At 69.6% G+C, this 18,498-nt stretch carries 16 protein-coding genes; 1 reads left to right on the top strand and 15 read right to left on the bottom strand.

The window, feature by feature from the left end; translation table 11 throughout:
* Positions 1 to 145: 145 nt before the first annotated feature.
* The 3 genes from ACWGN5_RS04995 to ACWGN5_RS04985 are packed head-to-tail and all read right to left on the bottom strand — an operon-like array spanning position 146 to position 1,619.
* Positions 146 to 511 (bottom strand): DUF6113 family protein, encoded by a 366-nt coding sequence (locus tag ACWGN5_RS04995; protein WP_453511358.1) that lies wholly within the window; start codon positions 509 to 511, stop codon positions 146 to 148.
* Positions 508 to 1,398 (bottom strand): N-acetyl-1-D-myo-inositol-2-amino-2-deoxy-alpha-D-glucopyranoside deacetylase, encoded by an 891-nt coding sequence (gene mshB / locus ACWGN5_RS04990; protein ID WP_453511356.1) that lies wholly within the window; start codon positions 1,396 to 1,398, stop codon positions 508 to 510. Before mshB ends, ACWGN5_RS04995 begins: the two co-directional genes overlap by 4 nt.
* Before the next feature lie 26 nt (positions 1,399 to 1,424).
* Positions 1,425 to 1,619, bottom strand: coding sequence for a hypothetical protein (locus tag ACWGN5_RS04985; RefSeq protein ID WP_015035959.1), 195 nt, complete (start codon positions 1,617 to 1,619; stop codon positions 1,425 to 1,427).
* Positions 1,620 to 1,796: 177 nt separating this feature from the next.
* Here ACWGN5_RS04985 and ACWGN5_RS04980 point away from each other — a divergent pair, with 177 nt between their 5' ends.
* Positions 1,797 to 3,956 carry a prolyl oligopeptidase family serine peptidase gene (locus ACWGN5_RS04980; protein WP_453511354.1) on the top strand — a complete coding sequence of 720 codons (2,160 nt, stop codon included), beginning with the start codon at positions 1,797 to 1,799 and terminating at the stop codon, positions 3,954 to 3,956.
* 1 nt (position 3,957) lies between these two features.
* On the opposite strand, the gene ACWGN5_RS04975 is transcribed toward ACWGN5_RS04980, so the two are convergent.
* The 12 genes from ACWGN5_RS04975 to ACWGN5_RS04920 all read right to left on the bottom strand — a co-directional run bounded on the left by ACWGN5_RS04975 (position 3,958) and on the right by ACWGN5_RS04920 (position 18,194).
* Positions 3,958 to 4,896 (bottom strand): hypothetical protein, encoded by a 939-nt coding sequence (locus ACWGN5_RS04975; protein ID WP_453511352.1) that lies wholly within the window; start codon positions 4,894 to 4,896, stop codon positions 3,958 to 3,960.
* 177 nt (positions 4,897 to 5,073) lie between these two features.
* The gene (locus tag ACWGN5_RS04970) at positions 5,074 to 6,129 is read right to left on the bottom strand and encodes an ABC transporter ATP-binding protein (protein ID WP_453511351.1); all 1,056 of its coding nucleotides are present in this window, start codon (positions 6,127 to 6,129) and stop codon (positions 5,074 to 5,076) included.
* The gene (locus ACWGN5_RS04965) at positions 6,122 to 7,105 is read right to left on the bottom strand and encodes an ABC transporter ATP-binding protein (RefSeq protein WP_453511349.1); all 984 of its coding nucleotides are present in this window, start codon (positions 7,103 to 7,105) and stop codon (positions 6,122 to 6,124) included. Before ACWGN5_RS04965 ends, ACWGN5_RS04970 begins: the two co-directional genes overlap by 8 nt.
* A gap of 6 nt (positions 7,106 to 7,111) precedes the next feature.
* Positions 7,112 to 8,110, bottom strand: a complete 999-nt coding sequence (locus ACWGN5_RS04960) for an ABC transporter permease (protein WP_453511347.1) — start codon at positions 8,108 to 8,110, stop codon at positions 7,112 to 7,114.
* Complete coding sequence (locus ACWGN5_RS04955) at positions 8,103 to 9,026, bottom strand: ABC transporter permease (RefSeq protein WP_369146326.1); 924 nt, start codon at positions 9,024 to 9,026, stop codon at positions 8,103 to 8,105. The genes ACWGN5_RS04960 and ACWGN5_RS04955 overlap by 8 nt, the downstream gene beginning before the upstream one ends.
* A gap of 92 nt (positions 9,027 to 9,118) precedes the next feature.
* On the bottom strand, positions 9,119 to 10,750 hold the full coding sequence (locus ACWGN5_RS04950) for a peptide ABC transporter substrate-binding protein (RefSeq protein WP_453511344.1): 1,632 nt from the start codon (positions 10,748 to 10,750) through the stop codon (positions 9,119 to 9,121).
* A gap of 252 nt (positions 10,751 to 11,002) precedes the next feature.
* Positions 11,003 to 12,076, bottom strand: coding sequence for a peptidoglycan recognition protein family protein (locus ACWGN5_RS04945; protein ID WP_453511343.1), 1,074 nt, complete (start codon positions 12,074 to 12,076; stop codon positions 11,003 to 11,005).
* Between the two features lie 277 nt (positions 12,077 to 12,353).
* On the bottom strand, positions 12,354 to 13,439 hold the full coding sequence (locus ACWGN5_RS04940) for an ABC transporter ATP-binding protein (RefSeq protein ID WP_453511342.1): 1,086 nt from the start codon (positions 13,437 to 13,439) through the stop codon (positions 12,354 to 12,356).
* Positions 13,432 to 14,487, bottom strand: coding sequence for an ABC transporter ATP-binding protein (locus ACWGN5_RS04935; RefSeq protein ID WP_453511341.1), 1,056 nt, complete (start codon positions 14,485 to 14,487; stop codon positions 13,432 to 13,434). The genes ACWGN5_RS04940 and ACWGN5_RS04935 overlap by 8 nt, the downstream gene beginning before the upstream one ends.
* Positions 14,488 to 14,501: 14 nt before the next feature.
* Positions 14,502 to 15,455: an ABC transporter permease gene (locus tag ACWGN5_RS04930; protein WP_453511340.1), complete on the bottom strand. Its 954-nt coding sequence runs from the start codon at positions 15,453 to 15,455 to the stop codon at positions 14,502 to 14,504.
* Positions 15,448 to 16,380 carry an ABC transporter permease gene (locus ACWGN5_RS04925; RefSeq protein ID WP_453511478.1) on the bottom strand — a complete coding sequence of 311 codons (933 nt, stop codon included), beginning with the start codon at positions 16,378 to 16,380 and terminating at the stop codon, positions 15,448 to 15,450. Before ACWGN5_RS04925 ends, ACWGN5_RS04930 begins: the two co-directional genes overlap by 8 nt.
* A gap of 170 nt (positions 16,381 to 16,550) precedes the next feature.
* Entirely contained in the window at positions 16,551 to 18,194 is a 1,644-nt protein-coding gene (locus ACWGN5_RS04920; RefSeq protein ID WP_453511339.1) for a peptide ABC transporter substrate-binding protein, read from the bottom strand.
* Positions 18,195 to 18,498 lie beyond the last annotated feature (304 nt).

Here is an 18,498-nt window from a genome sequence, read left to right as displayed (position 1 = left end):
CTCTTGCTGATGCTCGTGTTGACCCGGGCGGTTCGGCGGCGCGCACCACCATACTGAACGCCGCCGACTCATACCCGACCCCTGGGTGACGGACGACGGGCAATCCGGCCGAAGTCAGGGCGTCCCCGGTCTCAAGTCGTCCTGTTCACGGGGCCGGTCGCGACAGCCGGGGCAGAGTGGCGCACATCACAGCGAGGGCCATGCCTCCGAAGAGGAAGAACAGCTCGCCCCCGCCCCCGCCGAACACCCCGTCGCTCTCCGGGCGTCCGAGGCTGAGCAGGATGACGGCGACGAGCCAGCCGCCGCCGGCGGAGGCGACGCCGACCTGGGTGCCGGTGGCGCGGAGCCCTCCGTAGAAGAGGGCGGCGGTGGCCAGGAGCGCGAGGAGCAAGCCGCCGGGGAACCAGGCGGCTTGGACGAGGGATCCGGCGATGCCGACGAGGGCGCCGAGGACCAGCAGGAGGACGTACGCGACGTATCGGACGCCCGGGGAGACCGGGGTGTCGCTCACGTCGTCACCCCGGCGAAGAGGTCCGTCTCGCGCTCGCCTTCCGGGGCGCCGGAGACGCCCTGGACGAGTTCGTAGTACTCGGTGGTGAAGATCGGCTGGCCGAGGTCGTTGGAGAGGGCGAAGAAGGGGCCGTCGACGGCGACTTGGGTGGCGTGGGCGGCCATCGCGGCGCTCTTGCGGGCCGTGTACGCGGGGTCGGCGGCGATCTCGGCGGTGATCCGGTCCTCGTCGACGACGCCCGGTACGTCGTCGATCTCGGCGATCGCCGGGAAGGCGGAGCCCTCGGCGCGGAGCCGGGCGAAACCGGCCTCGGCGACGGGGCGCGGGACGCGGTTCCAGTAGATCTTGGCGATCGTGTGGGCCGGTCCGAGGTCGGGGCGGTAGTCCGCGTCGGCGGCGAGTTCGGCGGCGCGGGTGGCGACCCGGTGGGCCTGGATGTGGTCGGGGTGGCCGTAGCCGCCGTCGGGGTCGTAGGTGATCAGGACCTGCGGGCGGGTCTCGCGGATCACCTCGACGAGGTGCGGCGCCGCGGTGTCGACGTCGGTGTTCCAGAAGGCGTCGGCCGCCTTGTTCTGTTCGGCGCCCATCATTCCGGAGTCGCGGAAGCGACCGGGGCCGCCGAGGAAGCGGTGGTCGGTGACGCCCAGCTCGGTCATCGCGGCGGCGAGTTCGCCGACGCGGTGCGGGCCGAGCCGGTCCTCCCGGTCGGGGGCCAGGTGGGCGAGGTCGGGCGGGATGACCTCGCCCTCCTCGCCGAGCGTGCAGGTGACCAGGGTGACGAGGGCGCCCTCGGCCGCGTACCTGGCCATGGTGGCGCCGTTGTTGATCGACTCGTCGTCCGGGTGCGCGTGCACGAGCAGCAGACGGCGGGCGGGGAGATCGGACATGCCCCCACCCTACGAGGTCGGGCCGGTCAGAACTTGAGGCCGCCGATCATGCCCGCCACGTTCGTGGTGAGGGTGCTGATGGACGGGGCGATGGAGGAGCTCGCCAGGTAGAAGCCCAGGAGCGCGCAGACCGCCGCATGTCCAGCCTTCAGCCCGGATTTCCGGATCAGCAGGAAGACGACGATCGCCAGCAGCACCACCACGGAGATCGAGAGTGCCACGGCGGTTCACCTCCACCTTCGGTCGGATATTCGAGCGGTTCGGTCGATCAGCATGTGCCAGAGGGCATGTCAGTCCGATGCATACCCACCTAGCGCTACGGATCATAACTATCCGTGCGGCCGCATCGATCGGCGGACGGAGGCACGAGGGGGGCGCACGGCGCTAGTTTCAGCCGCATGACCTTGTCTTCGCAGCAGCCGGCCACACCCTCGGCCGGGCTCTCCTTCCCCCGTCAGCACGCCCGGACCCAGCGGTTCACCCTGGGGGTCCCGCGTGGTTTCTCGGTCTCCCCGGACGGGGAGCGCGTGGTGTTCGTCAGATCCGGTTCCGGGACGGACCGTTCGCACCGGCTCTGGGTGCTCGACCTGCCCCGGGACGGCGAGCCCGGGGAGCGGGTGGCCGCGGACCCGGCGGCGCTGCTCGCGGGCGCGGAGGAGGAGTTGTCCCCGCAGGAGCGGGCGCGCCGGGAGCGGAGCCGGGAGGGCTCGGCGGGGATCGTGGCGTACGCGGTGGACGGGGCCGTGGAGTTGGCGGCGTTCGCGCTGTCGGGACGGCTGTTCACGGCGGAGCTGCGGGCGGGCACGGCACGGGAGCTTCCGGTGCCGGGACCGGTGATCGATCCGCGTCCCTCGCCGGACGGGCGGTTCGTGGCGTACGTGGCGGAGGGCGCCCTGCGGGTGGTCGGCGCGGACGGTTCGGGCGACCGTGCGCTGGCCGTTCCGGAGGACGAGCACGTCTCCTACGGATTGGCCGAATTCATCGCCTCGGAGGAGATGAGCCGGGAGCGCGGCTACTGGTGGTCGCCCGCCTCGGACCGGCTGCTCGTGGCGCGCGCGGACGACCGCGCTGTGCGGCGCTGGTGGATCGCGGACCCGGCGCACCCGGAGCGGGAGCCGCAGCGGGTGGGGTACCCGGCGGCGGGCACGGACAACGCCGAGGTGCGGCTGTACGTGACGGGCCTCGACGGGGCCCGTACGGAGGTGGTGTGGGACCGGGAGCGGTATCCGTACCTGGCGCGGGTGCACTGGTCGGCGGCCGGGGCGCCGCTGCTGCTCGTGCAGACGCGGGACCAGCGGGAGCAGCTGTTCCTGGCGGTGGACGTGGAGTCGGGGAAGACCGCGACCGTACGGGCGGAGGCGGACCCGGCGTGGCTGGAGCTGCACCACGGGGTGCCGGCGTGGGGGCCCGGCGGCGAGCTCGTCCGGGTCACGGACGAGGGCGGGGCGCGGGTCCTCGCCGTCGGGGAGGAGGCGTGGACGGGTCCGGAGCTGCACGTCCGGGCGGTGCTCGACGTCGGGGCGGACGACGTCCTGGTGTCGGCCTCGGCGGGTGCGGCGGCGGCGGAGCCGGAGACCGGCGAGATCCATGTGTACCGGGTGACCGGGCGGGGCGCGGAGCGCCTTTCCGAGGGCACCGGGGTGCACGGCGCCGTGCGCTCGGGCGCGGTGACGGTCCTGGTGTCGGCGCGGCCGGAGGAGCCGGGGAGCGTGGCGCGGGTGCTGCGGGACGGCGAGCGGGCCGCGGTGGTGGCCTCGTACGCCCAGCAGCCGGTGATCTCCGCGCGCGTGCGGCTCACGGAGGCGGGGGCGCGGCGGATCCCGTGCGCGGTGCTGCTGCCCTCGGGGTACGAGGAGGGGGACGGGCCGCTGCCGGTCCTGATGGATCCGTACGGCGGTCCGCACGGGCAGCGGGTGCTCGCCGCGCACAACCCGCATCTGACCTCGCAGTGGTTCGCCGACCAGGGCTTCGCGGTGGTCGTGGCGGACGGGCGGGGCATGCCGGGCCGCTCCCCCGCCTGGGAGAAGTCGATCCTGCGCGACCTCTCGCCGACCCTCGACGACCAGGTGGAGGCGCTGCGTGCGCTGGCCGGGAGCTTCCCGCTCGACCTGGAGCGGGTCGCGATCCGCGGCTGGTCGTACGGCGGCTATCTGGCGGCCCGTGCGGTGCTCCAGCGGCCGGACGTCTTCCGCGCGGCGGTGGTCGGGGCGCCGGTGACGGACTGGCGGCTGTACGACACGCACTACACCGAGCGGTACCTCGGCACCCCGCAGGACGACCCCGAGGTGTACGCGGCGCAGTCGCTGCTGACCGACGACGGGCTGTCCGCGCCGGAGGAGCCGGCCCGGCCGATGATGGTCGTGCACGGCCTCGCGGACGACAACGTGGTGGTGGGGCACGCGCTGCGGCTCTCCTCGGCGCTGCTCGCGGCGGGCCGGCCGCACGAGGTGCTGCCGCTGTCCGGCGTGACGCACATGACGCCGCAGGAGCAGGTCGCGGAGAACCTGCTGCTGCTCCAGGTGGACTTCCTGAAGAGGTCGCTCGGTCTCGGGCGCTGAGTCACCAGCCGGGGGGCGTCGGGTGGGGCGGGGCCGGGGGCCGCGCCCCGGCCGCCGGGTACGGGCCGGGGGCGGCGGCGGGGGCGCCGCGCCCGGCCAGGAGGACGAGCACCGCGAGGCCGGCGAGCAGCTCGTAGACGGAGGTGAGGACGTCCGCCGCGCCGGGGGTGGTGAGGTCGGTGAGGCGGGTGAGGGTCTCGTACCGGACGGCGCGGGCGACCCCGCCGAGGCCGCCGGCGGTCAGGAGGACGGCGGCGAGGAGCCCGAAGGCCCGGCTGTGGCGGGCCCGGACGAGGCAGGAGACGGCGGCCGTGCCGTACAGGCCGAGGGCGATCGCCGACAGCCAGCCGGGCGGCGGCGCGAGGGCGGGCTTGACGACGGAGCGGCCGCCGGTGAACCGGTCGACGGTGATCTCCACGGGCAGTTCACCGGCCCAGTACAGCTCCCACAGGGTGGTGAAGAGCGCGGCGAGCGCGAGGAGGATCCCGGCGGCGACGGCGGGGCCGGTACGGGGGCGGGTGGGCTGCTGCTCGTACGGGGCGTCCGCCGGGCTGCGGCCGAGGGCGGCGGTGAGGACGAGCCCGGTGCCCAGGGCCAGTTCGAGGAGGGCGGTGACGAGGACGCCGCTCCCGGCCGCCCAGAGCCCGGGGAGGCGCAGGGCGAGGGTGACCGCACCGGCGGCGGCGAGGGCGGAGGCCGCGTGCCGTGAGCGGAGCGCGGCGACGGCGCAGGCGGCGTAGGCGGCGAGGAGGACGGGGTCGATCAGGGAGGTCGTGGACCGCCCCCGGATCAGGAAGTGGTGGTCCCCGGCCCAGTACCAGGCGAGGTCGGCGGGCGACCCGAGCGCGGCGAGGTCCTTGAGGATCCACACGGCGGCGATGAGGGCGAGCGCGGCGCAGAGCGCGGCGCCGGTGAGACGTGCCGGTCGTGTCACAGTCACGGCCCCGATACTCACGGTCGCGACCGACCGAAACAAGCGGTTCCGCATGAACGCCGTATGGCAGCCGGCCGGGGCGACATGGCGCGCCCCGGCCGGCTCACGGCACCCGCACGGCCGTACAAGCTCCAATATCCAATGTCCGTATATCGGATCCAATTCCGCCCGGTTGCCCGCGCGTTACGGCGCCGGAGGCTCCTCCGTCGGCTCCTCCGGGGGCACCACCTGCTTCTCCTCCGCGAAGTGGCAGGCCGAGTCGTGCTTCGCGGGACTGTCCGTGAGGCGGAAGACAGCCGGGACGGCGAGGAGCGGGACTTCGAGGGTGCAGCGTTCCTGGGCCTTCCAGCAGCGCGTGCGGAAGCGGCAGCCGGAGGGGATGTTGGCCGGGGACGGCACGTCGCCGGCGAGGAGGATCCGCTCGCGGTGCTCGCGCGCCTCCGGGTCGGGGACGGGCACGGCGGAGAGGAGCGCCTGCGTGTAGGGGTGGGTGGGGTGGTCGTAGATCTGGGCGTCGGTGCCGATCTCGACGATCCGGCCGAGGTACATGACGCCGACCCGGTCGGAGATGTGCCGCACGATCGAGAGGTCGTGGGCGATGAAGACGTACGACAGGGAGAACTCGGACTGGAGGTTCTCCAGGAGGTTGACGACCTGCGCCTGGACGGAGACGTCGAGCGCGGAGACCGGCTCGTCCGCGACGATGATCTCGGGCTGGAGGGCGAGGCCGCGGGCGATGCCGATGCGCTGGCGCTGGCCGCCGGAGAACTGGTGCGGATAGCGGTTGATGTACTCGGGGTTGAGGCCGACGACGTCCAGGAGGTCCTGCACCTTGCGGCGCCGGTCGCCCTTGGGCGCGACCTCGGGGTGGATCTCGTACGGCTCGCCGATGATGTCGCCGACGGTCATGCGCGGGTTCAGCGAGGTGTACGGGTCCTGGAAGACCATCTGGATGTTGCGGCGGACGGCCTTGAGGGCGCGCGGGGACATCTTGGTGATGTCCTCGCCCTTGTAGCGGATGGTGCCGGAGGTCGGCCGTTCCAGGTTGACCAGCATCTTCGCGACCGTCGACTTGCCGCAGCCGGATTCGCCGACGATGCCGAGGGTCTCTCCGGCGGCGAGGTCGAAGTCGACCCCGTCGACGGCCTTGACCGCGCCGACCTGCTTCTTGAAGAGGATGCCCTGGGTCAGCGGGTAGTGCTTGTGGAGGTCCCGGACTTCGAGAATCGCCTCAGCCATGGAGGCACTCCTTCCAGAAGTGGCAGGCGCTGGCGCGCGGCACCGGGGACTCGGTCACGTCGTACAGCGGGGGCACATCGGTCCGGCAGCGGTCCCGGGCGAGCGGGCAGCGCGGGTTGAAGGAGCAGCCGGAGGGGATGGCGAGGAGGTTGGGCGGCAGGCCCTTGATCGCGTAGAGCTCCTGGCCCTTCTGGTCCAGGCGCGGGATCGAGTCGAGCAGGCCCCGGGTGTAGGGGTGGGCGGGGGCCTTGTAGATCTCGTGCACGGGCGCCTGTTCGACGATCTTCCCCGCGTACATGACGGCGATCTTGTCGGCGACGTCGGCGACGACGCCGAGGTCGTGGGTGATGAGGATGAGGCCCATGTTGAGCTCGCGCTGGAGCTCGGCGAGGAGGTCCATGACCTGGGCCTGGACGGTGACGTCGAGGGCGGTGGTGGGCTCGTCGGCGATGATCAGTTCGGGTTCGAGGGCGAGCGCCATCGCGATCATGATGCGCTGGCGCATGCCGCCGGAGAACTGGTGGGGGTACTGGCCGACGCGTTCCTTGGCGGCGGGGATGCGGACCCGGTCCATGAGCTCGACGGCCTTGGCCTTGGAGTCCTTGCGCGACATGCCCCGGTGGACCTGGAACATCTCGCCGAGCTGGTCTCCGACGCTGATGACGGGGTTGAGGGAGGACAGCGCGTCCTGGAAGATCATCGCCATCTTGGCGCCGCGGACCTTGCGCCGTTCCTCCTCCTTCAGCTTGAGGAGGTCCTGGCCCTGGAAGAGGATCTCGCCGTTGCTGATCTTCCCCGGCGGGATGTCGAGGATGCCCATGATGGCCTGGGCGGTGACGGACTTGCCGGAGCCGGACTCGCCGAGGACGGCGAGGGTCTCCCCCGCGTCGACGGAGTAGTTGACGCCGTTGACCGCCTTGGCCACCCCGTCCCGGGTGTGGAACTCCACGTGCAGGTCGCGCACTTCGAGCAGCATGGGTCCCTACCTCAGCTTGGGGTCGAGGGCGTCGCGCACCGCGTCGCCGAGCATGATGAACGCGAGCACGGTGATGGCGAGCGCGCCGGCCGGCCAGAGCAGCATGTGGGGCGCGTTGCGGATGTACTGCGACGCCGAGGAGATGTCGATGCCCCAGGAGACGGTCGGGGGCTTCAGTCCGACGCCGAGGTACGACAGGGTCGCTTCGAGCGCGATGTACGTGCCGAGGGCGATGGTGGCGACGACGATGACCGGGGCGACGGCGTTCGGCGTGATGTGCCGGAGCAGCATCCGGGAGTTGGAGGCGCCGAGCGCGCGGGCGGCCTGGACGTAGTCGTTCTGTTTGGCGGTGATGACGGAGCCGCGGGCGATGCGGGAGATCTGCGGCCAGCCGAGGAGCACCATGAAGCCGATGACGGGCCAGACGGTGGAGCTGGTCACCACGGAGAGGAGCACGAGGCCGCCGAGGACGACGGGGATGGCGAAGAAGACGTCGGTGATCCGGGAGAGGATGCCGTCCCAGGTGCCGCCGAAGAAGCCGGCGAGGCCGCCGAGGATGCTGCCGAGGATCGCGACGCCGAGGGTGGCGAGGACACCGACGGTCACGGATGTCCGGGCGCCGTAGACGGTGCGGGTGTAGACGTCGCAGCCCTGGCCGTTGAAGCCGAAGGGGTGGCCGGGCTGGGAGCCCTCCTGGGCCTTGGACAGGTCGCAGTCGAGCGGGTCTCCGGAGGCGATCAGCTGGGGCCAGATGGAGATGATCACCAGGAAGGTGATGACGAGCGCGGAGATGATGAAGATCGGGTTGCGGCGCAGGTCGTGCCAGGCGTCGGACCAGAGGGAGCGGGGCTTCTTGTCGGCGCCGGTTCCTTCCGGGCCGCCCGGTGTCTTCTCGAGGGTCTCGGCCTCCTGGGTGCCGAGGTCCGATGCGCCGCCGGCGCCGGTCGATGCGATGGCGCGCCCTTCTTCTCCGTACGACTCAAGGGGCTCAAAGGGCTCAGGCATAGCGAATCCTCGGGTCAAGGACGGCGTACAGGAGGTCGACCAGCAGGTTGGCCAGCAGGAACACCAGGACGAGGATCGTCACGAAGCCGACGACGGTCTGGGTGTTCTGGCGGACGATGCCCTGGTAGAGCTGGTAGCCGACGCCGTGGATGTTGAAGATCCGTTCGGTGACGATGGCGCCGCCCATGAGGGCGCCGATGTCGGCGCCGATGAAGGTCACCACGGGGATGAGGCTGTTGCGCAGCAGGTGCCGGGTGACGACCCGGCGGCGGGGCAGACCCTTGGCGACGGCGGTGCGGACGTAGTCGGCACGCTTGTTCTCGGCGATGGAGGTCCGGGTGAGCCGGGTGACGTACGCGAGCGAGACGGACGCGAGGACGAGGCCGGGGACGATCAGTTCGTTGAAGGGCGCCTCGGGCGAGACGGCCGGCTTGATCCAGCCCCATTCGACACCCAGGAGCAGCTGGAGCAGCAGGCCGGTGACGAAGGTGGGGATGGAGAGGACGACCAGGGTCAGCAGCAGGACGCCGGTGTCGACGGGGTGGCCGCGCTTGAGGCCGGTGACGACGCCGAGGGTGATGCCGATGATGATCTCGAAGAGGATCGCGACGATGGTGAGCCGGATGGTGACCGGGAAGGCGCTGGCCATCAGCTCGGTGACGGGCTGGCCGTTGAAGGCGGTGCCGAAGTCCCCGGTGAAGACATTGCCCATGTAGGTCAGGTATTGCTGCCAGACCGGCTTGTCGAGGCCGTACTCCTTCTCCAGCTGGGCGGTGGTCGCCGGGTCGCAGGCGCGGTCGCCGCAGAGGCCGGCGATGGGGTCGCCCATCACGTTCACCATCAGGAAGATCAGCAGCGTGGCGCCGAAGAAGACCGGGATCATCTGCAGCAGCCGCCGGATCACGTATCGACCCACGGAGGCCTCCAGGAAGGGTGGGTTGCGGGACGGCGTACGGCCCGGCGCGGGGATCCGCGGCCCGGGCCGTACGCCGCCGGACTGCTACGGCGTCACTTGACCTTGATCTCGTTGTAGACCGGGACGCTGAAGGGGTTCAGGGTCACGTTCTCGACCCTGTCCGAGTAGCCGGCGCTGCCGTTCTGGTACCAGAGCGGGATGGCCCCCATGTCGTCCCGGAGGACTCCCTCGGCCTGCTGGAAGAGTCCGACGGCCTTCGCGATGTCGGCCTCGGCGTTGGCCTCGTTGACCAGCTTGTCGAACTCCGGGTCGGAGTACTTGCCGTCGTTGGAGGAGGCGTTGGTGTAGTACAGCGGCTGGAGGAAGTTCTGGATGAGCGGGTAGTCCATCTGCCAGCCGGCGCGGAAGGGGCCGGGCAGCTTCTGGGTGCTGGCCTGGCTGCGGAAGTCGGCGAAGGTGCCGATCGGGTTGCCGACGCAGGCCTTGTTGTTGCCGAGGGCGTTGTTGATGGAGTTGCAGACGGCGTCCACCCACTCCTTGTGGGAGCCGGTGTCGGCGTTGTACGAGATCTTCATCGTGCCGCCGGGAATGCCGCCGCCCTCGGCGACCAGCTTCTTCGCCTCTTCGGCGTTGTACTTGCAGAACTCACCGCAGACGTCCTTGAAGCCGCCCTCCTCGCCGAGCACCGGGGAGGTCCAGTCGACGGCGGGGGTACGGGTCTTCTGGAAGATCGTCTCGGTGATCTGCTGGCGGTTGATCGCCATGGAGAGGCCCTGCCGGAGCTTCTCCTGGCCCGGCTTGTTCCACGCGGGGTCGTAGAACGGGAAGGAGAGGGTCTGGATGATGCCGGCGGGGACGTTGATGTACCGGCCGCCGAGGTCGGCCTCGACGTTCTTGAGCTGGGAGGCGGGCACGTCGTCGACGAGGTCGAGGTTGCCGGCCGTCAGGTCCGTGTAGGCGGTGTTGTTGTCCGTGTAGACCTTGAGGGTGATGCCGCCGTTCTGGGCCTTGTCGGGGCCGGGGTAGGCGTCCCACTTCTTGAGGGCCATCTGGGAGCCCTTGGAGTACGAGTCGACGGTGTACGGGCCGTTGCCGATGGGCTTCGAGAGCCAGCCGGCGTGGTCGCTGTAGAAGGCCTGGGGCAGCGGGGAGAAGGCCGCGTAGCCGAGGGTGATGGGCCAGGTGGAGAACTTCTGGGTGAGCTTGACGGTGAAGGTCTGGGGGCCGGTCACCTTGAGGCCGGACATGGTCTCGGCCGTCGGCTCGCCCTTCTCGGGGTGGACCTGGTCGTAGCCCTCGATCTGGCCGAAGAAGGAGGAGTTCTTCTGGTTGTTCTTCAGGTTGGCGCCGTAGTTCCAGGCGTCGACGAAGGACTTCGCGGTGACCTTCTCGCCGTTGGAGAAGGTCCAGCCGTCCTTGACCGTGACGGTGAAGTTCTGCGAGTCCGTGGTGTCGATCTTCTCGGCGAGCATGTTCTTGGCCTCGCCGGTCTTCGGGTCGTACTGCATGAGCCCGCGGAAGATCATGGACAGGACCTTGCCGCCCTGGACCTCGTTGGTGTTGGCGGGCTCCAGCGGGTTCTGCGGGTCGCCCCACGAGGAACTCACGATGCCGTCGGCCCCTCCGCCACCGCCGCCGCTGTCGTCGCCGCCACCACAGGCCGTCGCCGCGAGGGCGACGGCGGTGGCCAGTGCGGCCCACTTGGCGTGCGTGGCTCCGCGCATGGAGTGCCTCCCGATAGTCTTGCCGAGACTTAGGCCCCCATATCACCGCAACCCGGACAGGGCCGCATCTTGGCGACCGCTGTCCGGGGGGTGGGCTCCGGATCGGCTCCGAATCGGGTCCGGGTCGGCTCCGGGTCTGCTCCGGATCGGCTCGGGGTCGGCTCCGGGTCTGCTTCCGGATCGGCTCCGGCTCTGCTCCGGATCGGCTCCGGATCGGCTCCGGGTCGGCTCCGGGTCGGCGGAGGGGCGCGCTCAGGCGAGGAGGCGGCCGAGGGTACGGGCGTCCGCGAGGCCGTCGGCGGGCAGCCCGGCCGCGTTCTGGAAGGCGGTGACCGAGGCCAGGGTGCCGGGGCCGAAGGCGCCGTCGACGTCGGTCGGGAGGCCCTTGGCGGTGAGCAGCAGCTGGACGGCCTTCACGGCGTCCCCCGTGTTGCCCTGCCGTACAGGCACGACCAGCTGATGCCAGGTCTGGTTGCCCGCGTAGCCGTCGGAGGTAGCGGTCACGAGCGTCTGGAAGTCCCGTACGGCCTGTTCGGTGGCCGGGCCGAAGGCGCCGTCCACGGTGATCGTGGCGCCCCGCCGCACGAGCAGGTGCTGGAGCGCGCGGACCCGGTCGCCCGCGTCGCCGTTGTGCAGCACCGGCCACACGGGGGCCGTGGGGTCCCCGCCGATGCGGGCGGCGACGTCCCGCCGCAGCTGCGGGAGCAGCGCGTACAGCCGGTCGCCGGGGCACAGGGTGGCGTTGAAGTCCCGGTGCCCGTAGATCTGGTAGGCGCGCAGCCCGTACTGACGGCAGATGTACGCGCACAGCTCGACGAGCGCCGCGTACTGCTCGCCGCGCGGGTCGACCGCGGTGTACGTGCCCTCGTTCTCGATGCCGATGCCGACGGTGTTCTGCCCGACGCAGTGCGCCGACTCCACGGTCTGGGTGCCGCCCCGGAGCGCGGCGAGGCTGCTGTGCCGGCCCTCCATGACGTACGCCCCGCGCGAGACGGTGAAGTGCTGGGCCGTGTCGATCCAATGGCGGTCGTCCATCGCCCAGTTCTGCATCGAGCGGGCGATCTGGAACGCCTGGGCCTGCGAGTAGTCCGTCGTGTTCGGCGAGTCCGTGTGGTGCACGATGATCTTCTGCGGCGGGGTCGGCAGCACCCGCACGGGGCTGCTCGCCGGACGGGCGCCCCACGCGGCGGTGTCCGCGACGGCCGGCCCGTCCGCGGCGTGCGCCGGACCGGCCGCCCCCAGGGGCAGCACGGCCGAGGCGCCGAGCGCCAGGCCTCCGGCGAGCAGGGAGCGGCGGGTGGGCATCGGTTGGTCGACCGGGGTCATGACGGCGGACTCCTCGACTCGGCGGCTCAGCACCTCGGTACGAGCCGGTGTGGTGGGCGGTGCACGGCAGTTGGGCCGCCCCGCGACACACGCTGCCAGTCCCGCGCACGGTCCCGGCCGTCCCCGCGGACCGGGACGGTCCCTCGGGACGTCCCGCGGGCACGCGAAAGGCCCCCGGCACCCTTGCGGGTGTCCGGGGGCCTCTCGTGGCTCCGGCCGAATCAGAAGGATCGGATCAGAAGAACCGGATCAGAGGATCCGGATCAGACGGATCGGATCAGACGGAGAGGACCTGCTTCTCCTCGGCGAAGTGGCACGCCGAGAAGTGGGCGGCCGGGGTGTCCGCGCCCTGGAAGCGCTGCGGGATCGCGAGGACCGGCACCTCCTGCGAGCACTTCTCCTGCGCCTTCCAGCAGCGGGTGCGGAAGCTGCAGCCCGACGGCGGGTTGGCCGGCGAGGGGACGTCACCGGTGAGGATGATCCGCTCGCGGTGCGCGCGGGCCTCCGGGTCCGGCACCGGCACCGCGGAGAGCAGCGCCTGGGTGTACGGGTGCGTCGGGTGCTCGTAGATCTGCTCGTCCGTACCGATCTCGGCCATCTTGCCGAGGTACATGACGCCGACGCGGTCCGAGATGTGCCGGACGATCGACAGGTCGTGCGCGATGAAGATGTAGGAGAGGTTGAACTCGTCCTGCAGCTTCTCCATCAGGTTGATGACCTGCGCCTGGACGGAGACGTCCAGGGCCGAGACCGGCTCGTCGCAGATGATGATCTCCGGGTTGAGCGCGAGGCCGCGGGCGATGCCGATGCGCTGGCGCTGACCGCCGGAGAACTGGTGCGGGTACCGGTTGATGTACTCCGGGTTCAGACCGACGACGTCGAGGAGGTCCTGCACCTTGCGGCGCCGGTCGCCCTTCGGGGCCACCTCGGGGTGGATGTCGAAGGTCTCGCCGATGATGTCGCCGACCGTCATGCGCGGGTTCAGCGAGGTGTACGGGTCCTGGAACACCATCTGGATGTTGCGGCGGACGGCCTTCAGCGCGCGCCCGGACAGCTTGGTGATGTCCTGGCCCTTGTAGAAGACCTCGCCGGCGGTGGCCCGCTCCAGGTTCATCAGGAGCTTGGCGACCGTGGACTTGCCACAGCCGGACTCGCCCACGATGCCGAGGGTCTCGCCCTGGTAGAGGTCGAAGGAGACCCCGTCCACGGCCTTGACCGCGCCGACCTGCTTCTTGAAGAGGATGCCCTGCGTCAGCGGGAAGTGCTTCTTCAGGTTGCGCACCTGGAGGATCGGCTCGCCGCGGCCCGCGGGGGCCTCGACGGCGGCGGCCACGGCCTCGTCGTTCTTGCTGAGGTCAGCCATGGATCGTCTCCTTCCAGAAGTGGCAGGCGCTCTTACGGCCCGGGAGATCCGCGCCGTTCTGCTCGGTGACCGGCACCAGGGCCGGGATCTCCGTACGGCAGATGTCGTCGGCCTTGGGGCAGCGCGGGTTGAAGGCGCAGCCGGTGGGCACCTTGAGCAGGTTGGGCGGCAGGCCCTTGATCGCGTAGAGCTCCTGGCCCTTCTGGTCCAGGCGCGGGATCGAGTCGAGCAGACCGCGGGTGTACGGGTGGGCCGGGCGCTTGTACAGCTCGTGCACCGGCGCCTGCTCGACGATCCGGCCGGCGTACATCACGGCGATCTTGTCCGCGACGTCGGCGACGACGCCGAGGTCGTGGGTGATCAGGATCAGGCCCATGTTGTATTCCTGCTGGAGCTCCGCGAGGAGGTCCATGACCTGGGCCTGGACGGTCACGTCGAGAGCCGTGGTGGGCTCGTCGGCGATGATCAGGTCCGGCTCCAGGGCGAGCGCCATGGCGATCATGATGCGCTGGCGCATACCGCCGGAGAACTGGTGGGGGTAGTCGGTGACCCGCGCCTTGGCGGCGGGGATCTTGACCTTGTCCATCAGCTCGACGGCCTTGACCGTGGCGTCCTTCTTGGACATGCCGTGGTGCACCCGGAACATCTCGCCGAGCTGGTAGCCGACGGTGAGGACCGGGTTGAGGGAGGACAGCGCGTCCTGGAAGATCATGGCGATCTTGCGGCCGCGGATCTTCCGGCGGTCCTCCTCGGACATCTTCAGCATGTCCTCGCCGCGGAACAGGATCTCGCCCTGCGGGATCTTGCCGGGCGGCATGTCGAGGATGCCCATGATGGCCTGGGCGGTGACGGACTTGCCGGAGCCGGACTCGCCGAGGACGGCGAGGGTCTCGCCGGCGTTCACCGAGTAGTTGACGCCGTTGACCGCCTTGGCCACACCGTCACGGGTGTGGAACTCGACGTGCAGGTCCTTGACTTCGAGGAGCGGGCCGGTGTGGTCGCCGCCGCGCGGCGCGGGGACGGCCGCGGTCTTGTCGATGATGCTCATCTGTTACGCCCTCCTCAGCGCAGCTTGGGGTCGAGGGCGTTGCGGACGGCTTCGCCGAGCATGATGAACGCCAGAACGGTGAGGCTCAGCATGATCGAGGGCCACAGCAGCACGTGCGGAGCGATGCGGATCTGAGCGACGCCGGCGGAGATGTCGACACCCCAGGAGACGGTCGGGGCGGCGAGGCCGAGTCCGAGGAAGGACAGGGTGGCCTCGGCCGAGATGTAACCGCCGAGCGCGATGGTCGCGACGACGATCACGGGGGCCATGGCGTTCGGCAGGATGTGCTTGAAAAGGATCCTGGTGGTGCCGGCGCCGAGGGCCTTCGCCGCGTGGACGTAGTCGGCCTGCTTGACCGTGATCACGGCACCGCGCATGACGCGGGTGATCTGGGTCCAGCCGAGGAACGCGAGGGCGAAGACGACGACCCAGACGGTCCGCTCGACGAACGCCTGCAGGACGACCATGGCGCCGAGCAGGAAGGGGATGCCGAAGAACACGTCGGTGAGCCGGGAGAGCAGCGCGTCGACCCAGCCGCCGAAGTAGCCGGAGATCATGCCCATGATGCCGCCGACGATCGTGACGATCGCGGTGACGGCGATGCCGACGATGATCGAGGCGCGGGTGCCGTGGATCAGGCGGGCGTACACGGAGCGGCCCTGCTGGTCGTAGCCCAGCCACTCGGGAGAGCCGACCTTGCCGAGCTCGGGCTTGCTGAGGAAGTGGTGGACCAGGTCACCGGCGGTCGGGGACGCGTTGGTGAAGAGGGTCGGCCACGCCGAGATCAGCAGCAGCAGCGCGATCAGGACCGAGGAGATGATGAAGTACGGGTTGCGGCGCAGGTCGGCCCAGGCGTCGCCCCAGAGGCTGCGGGCCTTCTCGGCCTTGGCCACCGGTGCGGACGCGTCCACGGAGGGGGGCGCGACGGCATCCTCGACGGCGGCTGCGGTCTTGGTCACGTCAGGCATACCGGATCCTCGGGTCCAGGACCGCGTACAGCAGGTCGATGAGCAGGCTGGTGACGAGGTAGACGATCACCAGGATGGTGACGAGGCCCACCAGGGTCGAACCTTCGCGCCGGGAGATCGACTCGGCGATGACGCCGCCGACTCCGTGGATGTTGAAGATCGCCTCGGTGACGACCGCGCCGCCCATGAGGGCGCCGATGTCGGTGCCGAGGAAGGTGACCACGGGGATCATCGAGTTGCGCATCAGGTGCACGCCGATGACGCGGCGGCGCGGCAGGCCCTTGGCGACGGCCGTGCGCATGTAGTCGGCGCGCAGGTTCTCCGCCATGGAGGTACGGGTCAGTCGGGCCACGTACGCGAGGGAGAGACCGCCGAGCACGATGGCCGGGGCGATCATCTCGCTCAGCACCGGCTCGGTGCTGACGTTCGGCGCGATCCACTCCAGGTTGAAGGCGAACACCATCTTGATGATGTAGCCGAGGACGAAGACCGGGATCGAGATGATCAGCAGGGTGAAGATCAGGATCAGGTTGTCGGCCAGGCGGCCGGCGCGCAGACCACCGATGATGCCCAGACCGATACCGAAGACCAGCTCGATGGCGAACGCGAGCGCGGCCAGCTGGAGAGTGATGGGGAACGCGTCACCCAGCACTTCGGTGACCGGCAGTCCGTTACGGATCTGGGTGCCGAAGTCCAGGTGCAGGACCATGTCCCGCATGTACGTGAAGTACTGCACCGGCAAGGACCTGTCGAGACCCAGCTCATGGCGCTTCGCGGCGAGCGTCGCCGGGTCGGCGCCCTTGTCGCCGAACATGGCAAGCACGGGATCGCCGGGCAGGCTGTGCACCATGAGGAAGATCAGCAGGGTTGTCCCGAGGAAAACCGGGATCATCTGGAGCAGTCGTCGTGCGACATAACGCCCCATCATGCCTCCGTTGAGATGTGTCAGCGCAACCGACGGGCCCTCCCCCGACGGCATGCCCGGATCCGGGCATACCTATGTCGTGGAAGGGCCCCCCAGCCGCTGCGTAAGGCACCGTCACGGGACTGACGTTCCGTCAGTCCCGTGACGGTGTGCGGACTACGCTCGGGTGATTACTTCTTGACCTCGACGCCGGTCAGGATCGGGTCGCCGTCCTGACCGTAGGCGACACCCGAGACCTTCTCGGAGAAGCCCGCGTTGACCTTGTAGTACCAGAGCGGGATGGACGGCATGTAGTTCTTGAGGTCCTTCTCGATCGCCTGGTAGGCCTTGACGGACTCGTCAAGGGTGGCGGCCGAGTCGGCCTTCGCGATCTTGGCGTCCAGCTCCTTGTTGGAGAAGTCGCCCTGGTTGCCGCCCGCACCCGTACGGAACAGGTCCGAGATGAAGTTGGCGTTCACCGGGTAGTCGAGCACCCAGCCGGAACGGTAGAGCGACTTGACCTGCTTGGTCTTACGAGCGGTCAGGTCGGCCTGGAAGTCCGGCTTGCCGTCGCCGACACACTGGACGTCGGTGGCCTGCTGGATGGAGTTGCAGACAGCGTCCACCCACTCCTTGTGGCCACCGTCGGCGTTGTACTGGATGGAGATCTTGCCGCCGGGGACACCGCCACCGGCCTTGATGAGCTCCTTGGCCTTGGCCGGGTCGTACGTGGTGACGCCGGCGCCGCCGTCGGCCTGGAAGCCGAGGACACCCTTGGCGACCCAGCCGGTCGCGGGCTCACGCGTGCCGTTCAGCACCGTCTTGGTGATGGTGGCGCGGTCGATCGCCATGGACAGACCCTGGATGACGCGCGGGTCGACCTGCTTCGGCTTCTTCCACTGGTCGGAGTAGAAGGCGACGGCGATGGTCTGGATCGCGGAGTACGGCTGGTCCACGGCACGGTCGCCGAGGTCCTGGCGGTAGACCGGGAGGTCCTTCGGCGCGATCTGACGCAGGACGTCGACGTTGCCGGACTTCAGGTCCTCGTACGCGGCCTCGAGGGTGGTGTAGTTCTTGAAGACCACACCGCCGTTCTTCGCCTTGTTCGGGCCCTTGTAGCCGTCGAAGCGGGTGATCTCGATCTTCTTCTTGTGGTCCCAGGACTTGAACTTGTAGGGACCGTTGCCGACCGGGGCGTTACCGCGGACCTTCGAGTCGAGCTTGTAGAAGGAGTCCGGCAGCGGCGCGAACACGATGTACGCGAGCTTGTGACCGAAGTACGGGACGGCCTTCGAGAGCTCGATCGTGAAGGTGTTCTCGTCGACGACCTTCAGACCCTCGAGCTTGTCGGCGGTCTGCTTGGCGCCCTCGGCGTCCGGGTGGACCTTGTCGTAGCCCTTGATGTCCGCGAACCAGGACGCGAGGCCCTGGGCGTTCTTCAGGCTGGCGTTCCAGTTCCACGCGTCCACGTAGGACTTGGAGGTGACCGGGGTGCCGTCGTGGAAGGTCCAGCCCGGCTTGAGCTTGACGGTCCACGTCTTCGAGTCCGTCGTGGTGACCGACTCGGCGTTGATCATCTCCAGGGAGCCGTCGGCCTTGTAGTCGACCAGGGTCGAGAACAGGCCGGCCATGACGGCGGAGCCGTTGGACTCCATCGTGTCACCGGTGAGCAGGGGCTTCTCCGGCTCACCCAGCTCGATGGAGAAGATTCCGTTCGGGTCAACAGCCTTGGCGTCGCTGCCGCTGTCGCCGCTCTTACCCCCGCCACAGGCGGTCGCAGCAAGGGCGACGATGATCGCGCCCGTTACCCACTTGGCGCTCTTGGCACCGCGCATGGGTTCCTCCTCATGAGTCCACTTTGTCACTACAAGAGAGGCACTCCGAGTTTCGCCGACACCCCTGACGGCTTTGGACTCAAGTGCCCCGAGTGTGCTCGTGAGTCGGCACTCCCCACAGTGCGTGACCCATTGACCCGAGCTCAATGGAGCCAACTATTAAGTACGTCCGGGCTGTAAACCACACTTAAGCGGTCTCGTTTTGGCAACATCACCGGGGCCGGGAAGACCGAAATCCGGACAAACTGAGCACAGACAGACACGCCCGAAACGGACTGTTAACACACGTACCGGAGAGCGATCG

This window comes from Streptomyces sp. NPDC055815, from assembly GCF_053616475.1.
The sequence above is the reverse complement of the archived record's forward strand: the minus strand, read 5'-3'. Positions and strand labels throughout refer to the sequence as shown.